This is a genomic window from Pseudomonas helleri, from assembly GCF_001043025.1.
In the GTDB taxonomy this organism is placed as follows: Bacteria; Pseudomonadota; Gammaproteobacteria; order Pseudomonadales; family Pseudomonadaceae; genus Aquipseudomonas; species Aquipseudomonas helleri.
The window spans coordinates 234,526-247,818 of record NZ_JYLD01000002.1 but is presented as its reverse complement, the minus strand read 5'-3'; the positions used below and the strand labels follow the sequence as shown (position 1 = coordinate 247,818).

The following is a 13,293-nucleotide window of genomic DNA, read 5'->3' as shown; positions in this document are numbered from 1 at the left end:
AAGACGTTTACAGAATATTGAACGGTATGGTCGTGACCACGCGGAACTCATTGATGCTGCCGTCAGACTGGTTTTTACTGGCACGGTGCGTGGTGTAGGTCGCGCGGATGGCCGTAGCTTTCAATGGACCGCTTTGAATTGCATAGGATGTGCCAACGCTGTACTCCGAATGCTTTTCACCGTCCATGTTGCGTACATCATAGGCGGTGCCCTTGTAGTGGGTGCCGTCGATGTCCCACCCGCGGGCGTGGTAGGCGTTGAATTTCAGGCCGGGAATACCGTACTGCGCCATGTTGATGCTGTACGCCAGTTGCAGTGACTTTTCGTTCGGGCCGTTGAAGTCCGACAGCAGCGAGTTGGCCAGGTAAATGCCGTTGGTTTCGTGCAGGTAGTCGAAGTACTCGTCGCCGACCACTTGTTGGTACGACAGGCTCACGGTGTGGGCTTGATGGGTCAGGCCGAAGGCCAGGCTGTAAGTGTCGTTATTGATCTCGCCCATGGCTTTTTTGCCGGTGTCGAGGGTCTTGTAATAGTTGAAGTTGGTGTTCAGGCCCAACACGGCATTGTCGCCCCAGTCATGCACGGCACCGACGTAGTACTGGTTCCAGAAGTCTTCGACGTGGGTAGCAAACAACGAGGTTTTCAAGCTGCTGAACGGCTGATAGCTGAAGCCTGCGACGCTGGCGCGATCTGTTTCGACCCCGAGGGCGCCATATTCACTGCGGAACTTGCTCAAGCTTTGTTCAGTACGCGGCGAGACGCGGTCAAAGGAGCCCGCGTCGACAATCAGGTTGTTGAACTCTTCGCTGCGCAAGCCCACCCCTTGAAAGCTTGAAGGCAGTGCACGGTTACCGATCACATCGATAGTGGGGCTGCTGAAGTTCTGTCGGCCTACGGTCAGTGTGGTGTTGGAGACACGCGCCTTGATGTTCGCCAGGCCCAGCTTGCTCCACTGGCCAACCGCATCGCCGTCGCTGCGGCTGAGGGTACGGTTGTTATTGCCGGCGATGTGATTGATGTCGCGATCCAGGGCGATGGCGTTGTACGCCGCTACTTGGGTGCTGAAACCCACGGTGCCCTGGGTGAAACCCGAGCTGAAATCAAGGATGGTGCCTTGGGTCCAGTTGATCCGGCGCGGCGTGGTTTTGCGGGTGCCATGATCGTTGTAGGTGAACTGGCCACCCCGACGTTTAAGCTCGTTCGCATACCAGTTGCGCGTGGTGCCGCTCAGGCTGCTGCCTTCGACAAAACCCTCAGCTGTACTTTGCTCGCTGGCTTCGGATTTAAGCTGGGTGCCGATAAATTCATCGGCGTGAGCGGTTGTACTGAGGCTGCTGATGGCCATGGCTAACAGCGCGGTACTTGTAAGTTTCATGGTTGAGGCTCCTGTGCTTTTTTATTGTCGTTTTTGTTATGCGTTACAGCTGTGTGGCTCCGTTTAGAGCGTTGGAACATTTGTTCGGGCAAAGCCTTGGCGGACCACCGTGGGGTGGCCTGCGCAAACGTGGGTGGGTTAAAGGGTTATTCAGTCGTCGAGGCTGACGCCCGAGAAGGTATTGCGCCCAAAGGGGCTGACCTCAAAACCCTTGACCTTGACGCTCAAGGGTTGACTGACCGTTGAGTGGGCAATCGGGGTGATCGGGACTTGTTGCTTGAGCAACTGTTGGGCCTGTTTGTACAAGACGGTTCGTTGTTCGCGGTCAGTGAGGGTTCTGGCTTTTTTGATCAGTGCTTCGTAGGTGCTGTCGCACCACCTGGAGTAGTTGTTGGCACCTATGGCGTCACAGCTGTAAAGGGTGCCGAGCCAGTTGTCGGGGTCGCCGTTGTCACCGGTCCAGCCAATGAGGCTGATGTCATGCTCGCCTTGTTTGGTGCGTTTGATGTATTCGCCCCACTCATAACTGACGATGTTGATCTTGAGCCCGATTTTGGCCCAGTCGGATTGCAGCATTTGCGCCATCAGTTTGGCGTTCGGGTTGTAGGGGCGTTGCACCGGCATGGCCCACAAAGTGATTTCTGTGCCTTCTTTCACCCCGGCGGCCTTGAGCAGTGCTTTGGCTTTTTCCGGGTTGTAGGGCGCGTCCTTGATGGTGTCGTCATAGGACCATTGCGTGGGCGGCATGGCGTTGACGGCCTTTTGCCCCGCGCCTTGATACACCGCCTTGAGAATGGCGTCCTTGTTGATGGCCATGTCCAGCGCCTGGCGCACGGGCAGTTGGTCCAGCGGTTTGTGCTGGACGTTGTAGGTGATGTACCCGAGGTTGAAACCGGGCTTTTCAATAACCTGCAAGGCCGGGTCGGCCTTGAGACCGGTCAGGTCGGCAGGGCGTGGGTTCAGCGAGATCTGGCACTCGTTTTTGCGCAGCTTTTGCATGCGTGCCGAGGCGTCGACGTTGATCGAGAAAATCAGGCTGTCGAGTTTGACCTGTCTGGGATCCCAATAGCCCTTGTGGGCGGCATAGCGGATGTTCGAGTCTTTTTGATAGCGCTGGAACATGTAGGGCCCGGTGCCGACCGGTTTTTGGTTGATGTCGCCAGGTTTGCCGGTGGCGAGCAGTTGCTCGGCATATTCGGCCGAGACAATCGAAGCAAAGCTCATGGCCAGGTTTTGAATAAAGGCGGCGTCTACAGCGTTGAGCGTCATGACCACGGTCAGCGGGCCGGTTTTTTCGACGCTGGCGATGTTTTTGTTAAGGCTCATGCCGCTGAAATAAGGGAACTCGGTGGAGTAGGCGAGGCGAAACGGATGGTCTGGGTGGATCATGCGATTGAAGGTGAACAGCACATCATCAGCGTTGAAGTCTCGGGTCGGGGTAAACCATGGCGTGGTATGAAACTTGACCCCGTCGCGCAGATGGAAGGTGTAGGTCAGGCCGTCTTCAGACACCTCCCAGTGAGTTGCCAGGGCCGGGACAGCGGCGGTGCCGCCCCTTTCAAACTCGGCCAGCCGGTTGTACAGCGGTTCGGCTGCATCGTTATCGGTGGCGGTGGTGTATTGCGCGGTATCAAAACCGGCAGGGCTGCCTTCGGAACAAAACACCAGGCTATTGGCCGCGTACGCGAGCGGGCTACCGGCCACTGCGCCGGCGCTGATCAATACAGACAAAACCATAGGTTTATGCATCACGATCCCCATCCTTTTTGTTGTTTTATGAGCGCTGACTACGCGCCTTGTGAGCGGCGTATGGGTTCAGCGCATCAGCCATCCGGCGTTATGGGCCGGCTGTGGCTAGACGTTAGAGGGCGCGAGGTATGTGAGTAAATGCGTAGGAGCTGACAATGCTGTAGGACGTTTCCGTGAGTCCTATAGCCTCTGCTGTAGTACGGGGTAGCTTAAAGATGAAGGGAAATTCTGAGTTGCTTGTAGAGCGAGTGAATGCGGCGTTGTCGCCGCATTCACGGGTTACTTATTTGTCAACGCTGACGCCGTAGAAGGACATCAAGCCCAAGGGGCTGATCTTGAAACCTTCAACGTTTTTGCGCATCGGTTGATACACCGTTGAGTGGGCGATCGGTGTGAGCGGGACTTGTTCCTTGAGCAACTGTTGGGCCTCTTTGTAGAGCTTGGTGCGTTCCTCTTTGTCGGTGGTGTTTTTGGCGGCCGTGATCAGTTTGTCGAACTCGGGGTTGCACCACTTGGAGAAGTTGTTGCCATTGATCGCGTCGCAGCCGAACAGGGTGCCGAGCCAGTTGTCCGGGTCACCGTTGTCGCCGCTCCAGCCAATCAGCATCGCGCCGTTTTCACCGCCTTTGGAGCGCTTGATGTACTCGCCCCATTCGTAGGTCATGATCTTGGCCTTGATGCCGATCTTGCCCCAGTCCGATTGCAGCATCTCAGCCATCAGCTTGGCGTTCGGGTTGTACGGGCGTTGAACCGGCATGGCCCACAAGGTGATTTCGGTGCCTTCCTTAATGCCTGCTTCCTTGAGCAGTTGCTTGGCTTTTTCAGGGTCGTAAGGCGCGTCTTTGATCGACTCGTCGTACGACCATTGGGTCGGCGGCAAGACGTTGGTCGCCAACTGGCCTGCGCCCTGATACACCGAATCAATGATTTGCTGTTTGTTTACGGCCATGTCCAGCGCCTGACGAACCTTGAGCTGGGCCATCGGGTTGGGCTCGTCGCTGCCTTTGATCTTGTCCATCACGTTGTAGGCGATGTAACCCGTGTTGAAGCCTGCCTGGCTGGGCATTTTCAGGTTGGGGTCTTCTTTAAGGGACTGCAGGTCTGCGGGGCGCGGGTAAATGGTGATCTGGCATTCGTTCTTTTTCAGCTTTTGCATGCGCACCGACGGGTCGGTGGTGATGGCGAAAATCAGGTTGTCGATTTTGACGTCTTCAGGCTTCCAGTAGTCTTTGTTGCCGGTGTAACGGATGTTCGAGTCTTTTTGGTAGCTCTTGAACACGAACGGGCCGGTGCCGATAGCTTTCTGGTTGATGTCGGACGGGTTGCCGGCCTTGAGCAGCTTGTCGGCGTACTCGGCCGATTCGATGGAGGCAAAGTGCATGGCCATGTTCTGGATAAAGGCAGCGTCGACTGTGTTCAGAGTGAACTTGACGGTGTGGTCGTCGATTTTTTCGACTGTCTTGATGTTTTTGTCCATTCCCATGTCGGTGAAGTAGGGGAATTCGGTGGGATAGGCCTTACGGAACGGCATGTCTTTATCGAGCATGCGGTTGAAGGTGAAGAGCACGTCGTCGGCATTGAAGTTGCGAGTGGGGGTGAAGTACGGCGTGGTGTGGAACTTGACGCCGTCCCGCAAATGGAAGGTGTAGGTCAGGTTGTCCGGCGAAATGTCCCAGCTCGTGGCCAGCCCTGGAATGACGTTGGTGCTGCCGCGTTCGAACTCGCTGAGGCGGTTGTAGATCGTTTCGGCCGAGGCGTCGAAGTCTGTGCCGGTGGTGTATTGGCCGGGATCAAAGCCGGCCGGGCTGCCTTCAGAGCAATACACCAGGTTGGTGGCTGCCTGGACGAAAGGTGCGCTTGCCAGCAGGCTGGCACCTACTAATAAAGGAATGACCGCGTGTTTGAACATGGAGACCTCTTTTTGTCATTTTTAGTGTGAGGGCGACCCGGTGAGTCAGCCTCTCGATACTTACCCCATCCTGGCCGGTGCAACAGACGCATCGCGGCTCTGGGTTAACCATAGACCGTTCACGTGCAGCTGCCGTTCGATCCAGATGGGGTGTTACTTATCTAGGCTCTTGGCGGGAAAATATGTCGGCGCATGTTTGTTTGTTCGTAGGAAAACTCCTTTTTGTGCGTGGGCTATTTGATATTGCGGGCACAAAAAAGCCCTTGCAGCGTGAAGGCTGCAAGGGCTTGGGGTGTGGCAAAGTGCTTATTGCATTTGAACTTCAATCACGCCGTCGGCGCTCATGCTGACTTCGCTGGTGCCGGCTTCGACTTCAGGTGTCGGTGCCGAATCCATGGCTGCGCCAGCGGCTTTCATCATCATGGCGCTGCGCATGTAGGGCTGCGGGTAACCGTTGCTGTTGAGGTTCAGGTTAACGATTTTGTAGCCCTTACCGCCCAGGGCATCGGTGGCCAGTTGAGCGCGGGCCTTGAAGGCATTGACCGCATCTTTGAGCAATGCATCTTCGCTGGTTTTACGCGTGGCGTTGGCCACGGTGAATTGCATGTTGCCCATTTTCAGGGTTTGCATCAATTCGCCGGTCAACTTGGACAAGGTGGCGAAATCGGTGCTTTCCAGGCGCAGTTCAGCGCGCTCACGCCAGCCGGTGATTTTTTGGGTCTTGTTGTCATAGATCGGGTAGCTGTTGCGGTTGCCCTGGCGCATGGTCACGTCTTTGACCTGTTTGGCCTGGCCGATGGCTTTATTCATCGCGGTGGTGATTTCAGCGGCGAGCTTGGCTGAGTCGGTGTTTTGCGCCTCGGTGTACAGCGTCACGATCATCAGATCGCGCGGCACTTCCTGACTGGCTTCTGCACGCAACGAGACCTGATTGTAGTTAAGTCCTTCAGCCAGGGCCGGCAAGCTGGCGAAAGCGCCAAGGCTCAAGGTCAAAAGGGCGGCAGTGCGCTGAACAGTAAACATAAAAGCTCCTTGGGTGAGGTCAGCAAGACCTATAAGACTGTAGTGGGCGGCATTCAGTTCGCCTACTTACATTTTCGATACAACTTCAGAAAAGGGCGGGGGCGCAAAAATGGGTGGGCCATAAATCTGTGGGAGCGGGCTTGCTCGCGATGCAGGCACCGCCTGGGTGTCTGTTGTATCGGGTCGATCCAATCGCGGGCACGCCCGGCTCCCACAGGATAGTCAGGGGCTATTAGCGGTTTTTCCAAAAAATACACTGTGGCCCATTGCCGCACGTTTGCCTGTCAGGCCGCCAGCTTGGTTATACTCCGTGCGGTCGCCTGGAGCACTCATCAGGAGAGCTCATGCTCGCCCCCGTTCAAATTTTGTCTGCAACTCGCCAGAACCTCTGGCGTCTCACGTTTATCCGCATGCTGGTGCTGGTCGCACAGGCGGGGTCGGTGGGCATCGCCTACTGGTTTCATCTGCTGCCGCTGCCCTGGTTTCAGCTGTGTCTGACCCTCGGTTTTTCGGCGTTGCTGTGCGCGTTTACCGCGATTCGCCTGCGCACCACGTGGCCGGTTACCGAGCTTGAGTACGCGCTGCAACTGGCCTGTGATCTGTTTATCCACAGCGCCTTGCTGTACTTCTCCGGAGGCTCGGCCAACCCGTTTGTGTCGTATTACCTGGTGCCGCTGACCATTGCGGCGGTGACGCTGCCCTGGCGCTACTCGCTGATTTTGACCGGTATCGCGCTGGCGCTGTACACGTTGCTACTGATGCAGTTTTACCCCGTGGAAGCGGCGCCGTTCTTCCGCGAGAAACTGCAGATTTACGGCATGTGGCTCAGCTTTGCCCTGTCGGCGGCGGTGATTACCTTTTTTGCCGCCCGAATGGGCGAAGAGCTGCGCCGCCAAGAAGAACTGCGCGCCTTGCGCCGTGAAGAAGGTCTGCGTGACCAGCAATTGCTGGCGGTTGCGACCCAGGCTGCCGGTGCGGCACATGAATTGGGCACGCCGTTGTCGACCATGAGCGTGCTGCTCAAGGAGATTCGTCGCGATCACCCGGACCCTGAATTGCAGGACGATTTAAGCGTGCTGCAGGATCAGGTCAAGTTGTGCAAAGAGACCTTGCAGCAGCTGGTTCGGGCCGCTGAAGCCAATCGTCGTCTGGCCATTGAGGTTCAGGACGTTACCGAGTGGCTCGATGAGGCGTTGAATCGCTGGCACCTGATGCGCCCGGAAGCGACCTATCGCTTTCAGTGCCTGGGGCACGCGCCGGTGCCGCGCCTGGCGCCACCGCCAGACCTCACCCAGGCGCTGCTCAACTTGCTCAACAACGCCGCCGACGCCTGTCCGGAAGGGCTCGAAGTGACCGTGGATTGGGACGCCGTTGATTTAACCATCAGTATTCGTGACCACGGTGCGGGTGTACCGTTGGCCATTGCCGAACAAATCGGCAAACCGTTTTTTACAACCAAAGGCAAAGGTTTCGGCCTGGGCCTATTCTTGAGCAAAGCCAGCGTGACACGCGCTGGCGGCTCGGTAAAACTCTACAGTCATGAGGATGGCGGCACGCTCACCGAGCTACGCCTGCCACGTGTCTCCCGAGGAAACGAAAATGAGTGAAGAGATTCAGGTCGAAGGCGAAGAGCTGCCACATTTGTTGTTAGTGGATGACGACGCGACATTTACCCGCGTCATGGCCCGCGCCATGGCCCGACGCGGATTTCGCGTCAGCACCGCAGGCTCCGCTGAAGAAGGGCTGCTCCTGGCTCAGCAGGACGTGCCTGATTTCGCCACGCTGGACCTGAAGATGGAAGGTGATTCGGGCCTGGTGCTGCTGCCCAAGTTGCTGGAGCTTGATCCAGAAATGCGCGTGGTGATCCTGACCGGTTATTCGAGCATCGCCACGGCGGTGGAGGCGATCAAGCGCGGCGCCTGCAACTACCTGTGCAAGCCGGCCGATGCGGATGATGTGATGGCGGCCCTGCTAAGCCAGCATGCCGACCTCGACTCGCTGGTGCCGGATAACCCGATGTCGGTCGATCGCCTGCAATGGGAGCACATTCAGCGCGTATTGGGCGAACATGAAGGCAACATCTCGGCAACTGCCCGTGCGCTGGGCATGCATCGACGTACCTTGCAGCGCAAACTGCAGAAGCGTCCGGTCCGACGCTGAACAGAAGCTGTCGCAGTTTCGTTTCAATTTGCAACGAAACTGCGAGCGGCCCTAGTCTGTTTTACAACGTGCTAATGCGCCGGTCGCCCTGATCGGCTCGCAGGTTGCTCTTTACTCCCAACGAGCCCGAACGATGAATCAGAACGCTGAGCCTTCTGTCGTAAATGATGCTGTGCGTGGAGATTTTATTCCTCGCGTCTGGGGGCTGATAACGCCTTACTGGCGCAGTGAGGAGCGCGCCAGGGCCTGGCTGCTGTTGATCGCGGTGATTGCCTTGTCACTGGTCAGCGTCGGCATATCGGTATGGATCAACCATTGGTACAAAGACTTCTATAACGCGCTGGAAAACAAAGACAGCGCAGCCTTCTGGCACCTGATCGGCTACTTCGGGCTGATTGCCGCCGCCGGTATTGTGGGCGCGGTGTACCGGCTTTATCTCACGCAGATGCTGACTATCCGCTGGCGGCGCTGGCTGACCGAGCAGCACTTCGCGCGCTGGCTCGCCCACAAAAACTATTACCAGCTGGAGCAGGGCGGTTACACCGATAACCCTGACCAGCGCATCAGTGAAGACCTCAACTCCTTCACCGACAGTACGCTCTCCCTCGGCCTGGGCTTGATCCGCAATGTGGTCAGTCTGGTGTCGTTCTCGATTATTTTGTGGGGCGTGTCGGGCAGCATCGAAGTCTTCGGTATCACCATTCCCGGCTATATGTTTTGGTGCGCACTGTTATATGCCTTGGTTGGCAGTTGGCTGGCGCATTTGATCGGTCGTCGCCTGATTGGCCTGAGCAACCAACAACAACGCTACGAAGCGGATCTGCGTTTTTCGATGGTGCGGGTGCGTGAAAACGCCGAGAGCATCGCCTTGTACAACGGCGAACCCAACGAGCTTGAGCGCCTGAGCAGCCGCTTCAGCAAGGTCTGGCACAACTTCTGGACGCAAATGAAGGTGACCAAGCGCCTGACGTTTTTCACGGCCGGTTATTCGCAAATTGCGATTATCTTCCCCTTTATCGTGGCAGCGCCGCGCTACTTCGCAGGCAAGATCGAGTTGGGTGAGCTGATGCAAATCAACTCCGCTTTCGGCAATGTGCAAGAGAACTTCAGCTGGTTTATCGACGCCTACGTGACCTTGGCGGCGTGGCGCGCCACCTGTGATCGTCTGCTGAGCTTCCGTCAGGCCATGACCGACAACGAACAGCGCCAACCGGCGATTGATGTACAGGCCCAGGGTGGGGCATTAAGCGTCAATGACCTGAGCCTGGACCTGGCCGATGGCCGACCTTTGTTGCACGGGGCAAGCCTGAACGTTGCGCCCGGTGACCGGTTAATGCTCAGCGGTCGCTCCGGCAGCGGTAAAAGTACCTTGCTGCGCGCCATGGGCGGGCTTTGGCCGCAAGGCGGCGGGGCGATTCGAATGCCCCATGAGCGGGCGTTATTCCTGCCGCAAAAACCTTACCTGCCGATTGGCACCTTGCGCGAGGCGCTGAGTTATCCACAGAGCGGCGACACATACCCGTCTGAGCGCTATGAAGAAGTGCTGCGCACCTGCCGCCTGGAGCATCTGATCCCCAAGCTTGACGAGGCCAATCACTGGCAGCGAGTGTTGTCGGGCGGTGAGCAGCAGCGACTGGCGTTTGCCCGGGCACTGTTGTATCGCCCGCAATGGCTATACATGGACGAAGCGACGTCAGCGATGGATGAAGAGGACGAGGCGCGGTTGTATCAGGCGCTTATCGATCAACTGCCGGGCCTGAGCATTGTCAGCGTGGGGCACCGCAGCAGCCTGGCGCGTTTTCATCCACGGCATGTGCGGATTGAGTCGGGCCATTTAATGGCCCAGTAATGGGCCGACGCAGTGAAGGCGCGTAACCGGCCTGAGCGGTGTGATAACCGGTCATGGCTTGTTACGTGTGCGTGCTAGAGTGCCTGCCTCGCCTTTCGGAGCAGGTCATGAACCGCTTATTTCGCTGTGTTGCCCCTCTTTTGTTGACCGTCAGCTTGCCCTTGGCCGCAGCGCCCGCGGTTTCTTCGCCTGCCCATGCACAGTTTTTGCCCGCCGATGATTTGCAGTTGCGCAGCGAGAAGCCTGAGCAACAGCAACTGATGCAGGTGACGTCGTATTCGGTGGTGGTAGGTAGCCAGCGCCCCTCCAATCAGCAGCCGATTCCGGTCACGGCGTCGTTGTTGGTGCGCTTGAAGGGCAAACCGTTGAGCCAGGGCGCGACCGTGCGCGAAGTGCTGATTTCGTTCGACGGTGAAAGCAAGAGCCTGAAAAAGCCGGCTTTTGACAGTGAGAGCAAAACCCTGACGTTGTCTTATCCGCTGTCCCAATACCGCGTGGTGATGGATTTGTTGCGCAACGACATCGTCTATTGCCAGTTTTTGACCTATGCCAATGGCCATATTTGGGCTGACTTGCACACCGGCAGCGTGCGTGCGCGTTGAGCCTTGGGTAAACTGCGGCCCTCGTGAAGTATCAGCAGGCTGGAGTCGGACATGCGTAAAGATAAGAAGCAGTTGATTGGTGATGAGATTGGCGATGAGCAGATCAAGTTGTTCCTGGACTTTGAACCTGTGGACGCGACGTCCCCTTCACTGCACAAATTGATCAAAGGTTATCGCGGTCTGCGTATCGACGACTTCGAACGCTTCCTGACCTTTTTCAAAGAGGCCGGCTACGATCTGGACGGCAAGGATGAGCACGGCCAGACCTTTGTCGACCTCATCAAAGACCAGCGCAATGCTGCCGAGTACATCGAACTCATCGAGGCGGCACGCGGCTGATCCAGCTGTAGGAGCGAGCTTGCCTCGCGATCTTTTAGACGATCAAAAGATCGCGAGGCAAGCTCGCTCCTACACCGTTATATAGGCACCAACAAAGACCCTTCCTACACAACCTGCGCTTTTTGCGACGGGGTGTTTTTGTGTGGGCGAACAATACTCAAGGGTGCCCAAAAGGACTTTGGGCTGTCTTTTAACTTGAAGGGAATCGAACCATGACTCGCCTTAACGATGTGATAAAAACACTGGTCTTTGGAGTAGGACTGATCGCTTTGGGCTCGGCTGCCCTGGCGGCCGATGAGGTGCTGGAGGTGGAGGTGTTTAATGCCAGCGGCCATGCCATCACGCCAGGAAATGATTTTTCATGGCTGGAAGACCCGGACAACGCCGGGCATGACTTTGTAGTAGCCCCCAAGTCCAGCCAGGAGCTGATGTATTACCTGCCCGTCGCCAGAGGCGCAGAGGCATTTACCTATCGCCAGGGCGAGCAGGCCTGTCACTTCGGTTTTGGTCACCTCACGCCGGGTGAGGCAAACCCCAATCGCTGGGCTCAGGCCAAATCAACGGGGACGGTTGCAGCCACCTGTGCGGCTGAGCTTATTGCCGTGCCGGACGATGACGAATTTATACGCAATGGCGGCACACGGGTGCTGTTCACGATGGGCTAGACCTTAAGCCAACAAAAAGCCCCTGACCCGCAAGGGCAGGGGCTTTGGGTGGCCAATCAATGCGCCAGCATTGGGTTACGCGAGTTGAGTATCAACCTTTTTTGGCTCTACCAGTTCCAGCAACTCGGAGTTGCGGGTACTGATTTCGCGATACAGCTCGGCGTCGGTCTCCAGAGTCTTTTCCCGTGCCGGGAAAATTTCCTTGAGGCGCGCAGCCCACTCGCCGGTGGCCTTTTGCGCAAAGCAGCGCTCAATCAGGTCCAGCATGATCGACACGGTCACCGATGCGCCAGGGGACGCACCCAGCAGGGCGGCCAGCGAACCGTCTTTGGCGGCAACCAGTTCGGTACCGAACTGCAACACGCCGCCTTTTTTCGGGTCTTTCTTGATGATCTGAACCCGTTGGCCAGCCACTTCCAGGCGCCAGTCTTCAGCCTTGGCCTGTGGATAGAAGCGACGCAGGGATTCCAGGCGTTCTTCCATCGACTGGCGCACTTCGCTGATCAAGTACTTGGTCAGGTCCATGTTGTCGCGGGCAACGGCCAGCATCGGGCCGATGTTACCCAGGCGGATCGACATTGGCAGGTCAAGGAACGAGCCGTGCTTGAGGAACTTGGTGGTGAAGCCGGCATAAGGGCCGAACAGCAGCGATTTTTTGCCGTCAACCACACGGGTGTCCAGGTGCGGAACCGACATCGGTGGCGAACCCACGGCTGCCTGGCTGTATACCTTGGCCTGGTGGTGTTTGACCACATCCGGGTTGTCGCAACGCAGCCACTGACCGCTGACCGGGAAGCCGCCGTAACCTTTGCTTTCTTCAATGCCCGAGGCTTGCAGCAATGGCAAGGCCGCGCCGCCTGCACCCAAGAACACGAACTTGGCATCGACGTGGCGAGTGCTGCCGCTGTTGATGTCTTTGATGCTGACAGTCCAGCCGCTGCCGTTGCGCTTGAGACCAGTGACTCTTTTGCTGTACTTGATCTGCGTGCCTTCAGCGCTGGCCAAGTGCTTGAGCAATTGCTGGGTCAAAGCGCCGAAGTTAACGTCAGTCCCGTTCTGCACGCGGGTGGCCGAGATCACTTGGTCCGCAGGGCGGCCCGGCATCATCAGCGGCATCCACTCAGCCATTTTGGCTTTGTCTTCGGTGTATTCCATGTCGGCAAACGCATGGTGCTTGCTCAGCACATCAAAGCGTTTTTTCAGAAAGGCCACACCTTTTTCGCCTTCGACATAGCTCAGATGAGGCACTGGGCTAATGAAGGACTTGCACGAACCGAAGGTCCCTTGTTGGGCCAGGTGGGCCCAAAACTGCTTGGACACTTCGAACTGGGCATTGATGTGCACCGCTTTTTTGATGTCGATCGAGCCATCAGCCGCTTGCGGCGTGTAGTTCAATTCGCACAAGCCAGCGTGGCCGGTGCCTGCGTTGTTCCACGGGTTGGAACTCTCTGCAGCACCCGAATCCATCTGCTCAACAACTTCCAGCGTAATACCAGGGTCGAGCTCTTTGAGCAGCACGGCCAAGGTGGCACTCATGATGCCCGCTCCAACCAGTACTACGTCGACTGCTTCGTTATGCGCCATTAACGCGTCTCCAAAATCTACGGCACCTAATTGACGGC

General features: G+C 57.1%; 11 protein-coding genes. 6 read left to right on the top strand and 5 right to left on the bottom strand.

Annotated elements, in window-relative coordinates; all coding sequences use genetic code 11:
- Positions 1–7: 7 nt before the first annotated feature.
- From TU84_RS03815 to TU84_RS03800, 4 genes are all read right to left on the bottom strand, one after another.
- On the bottom strand, positions 8–1,375 hold the full coding sequence (locus tag TU84_RS03815; RefSeq protein ID WP_048367252.1) for an OprD family porin: 1,368 nt from the start codon (positions 1,373–1,375) through the stop codon (positions 8–10).
- Between the two features lie 150 nt (positions 1,376–1,525).
- The gene (locus TU84_RS03810; RefSeq protein WP_048367795.1) at positions 1,526–3,124 is read right to left on the bottom strand and encodes an ABC transporter substrate-binding protein; all 1,599 of its coding nucleotides are present in this window, start codon (positions 3,122–3,124) and stop codon (positions 1,526–1,528) included.
- Between the two features lie 283 nt (positions 3,125–3,407).
- On the bottom strand, positions 3,408–5,033 hold the full coding sequence (locus TU84_RS03805) for an ABC transporter substrate-binding protein (RefSeq protein WP_048367250.1): 1,626 nt from the start codon (positions 5,031–5,033) through the stop codon (positions 3,408–3,410).
- Positions 5,034–5,339: 306 nt separating this feature from the next.
- Positions 5,340–6,056: an SIMPL domain-containing protein gene (locus TU84_RS03800; protein ID WP_048367248.1), complete on the bottom strand. Its 717-nt coding sequence runs from the start codon at positions 6,054–6,056 to the stop codon at positions 5,340–5,342.
- A 344-nt stretch (positions 6,057–6,400) separates the two neighbouring features.
- Here TU84_RS03800 and TU84_RS03795 point away from each other — a divergent pair, with 344 nt between their 5' ends.
- From TU84_RS03795 to TU84_RS03770, 6 genes are all read left to right on the top strand, one after another.
- Complete coding sequence (locus TU84_RS03795) at positions 6,401–7,663, top strand: ATP-binding protein (RefSeq protein WP_048367247.1); 1,263 nt, start codon at positions 6,401–6,403, stop codon at positions 7,661–7,663.
- On the top strand, positions 7,656–8,216 hold the full coding sequence (locus tag TU84_RS03790; protein ID WP_048367246.1) for a response regulator transcription factor: 561 nt from the start codon (positions 7,656–7,658) through the stop codon (positions 8,214–8,216). The genes TU84_RS03795 and TU84_RS03790 overlap by 8 nt, the downstream gene beginning before the upstream one ends.
- A 133-nt stretch (positions 8,217–8,349) precedes the next feature.
- Positions 8,350–10,065 (top strand): ABC transporter ATP-binding protein/permease, encoded by a 1,716-nt coding sequence (locus TU84_RS03785; RefSeq protein ID WP_048367244.1) that lies wholly within the window; start codon positions 8,350–8,352, stop codon positions 10,063–10,065.
- A 107-nt stretch (positions 10,066–10,172) separates the two neighbouring features.
- Complete coding sequence (locus TU84_RS03780; protein WP_048367243.1) at positions 10,173–10,667, top strand: hypothetical protein; 495 nt, start codon at positions 10,173–10,175, stop codon at positions 10,665–10,667.
- Between the two features lie 51 nt (positions 10,668–10,718).
- On the top strand, positions 10,719–11,006 hold the full coding sequence (locus TU84_RS03775) for a PA4642 family protein (RefSeq protein ID WP_048367241.1): 288 nt from the start codon (positions 10,719–10,721) through the stop codon (positions 11,004–11,006).
- Positions 11,007–11,218: 212 nt separating this feature from the next.
- Positions 11,219–11,671, top strand: coding sequence for a hypothetical protein (locus TU84_RS03770; protein WP_053225183.1), 453 nt, complete (start codon positions 11,219–11,221; stop codon positions 11,669–11,671).
- Positions 11,672–11,746: 75 nt separating this feature from the next.
- Here TU84_RS03770 and mqo read toward each other — a convergent pair whose 3' ends face one another.
- Positions 11,747–13,255, bottom strand: a complete 1,509-nt coding sequence (gene mqo / locus TU84_RS03765) for a malate dehydrogenase (quinone) (RefSeq protein WP_048367240.1) — start codon at positions 13,253–13,255, stop codon at positions 11,747–11,749.
- Between the last annotated feature and the right edge of the window lie 38 nt (positions 13,256–13,293).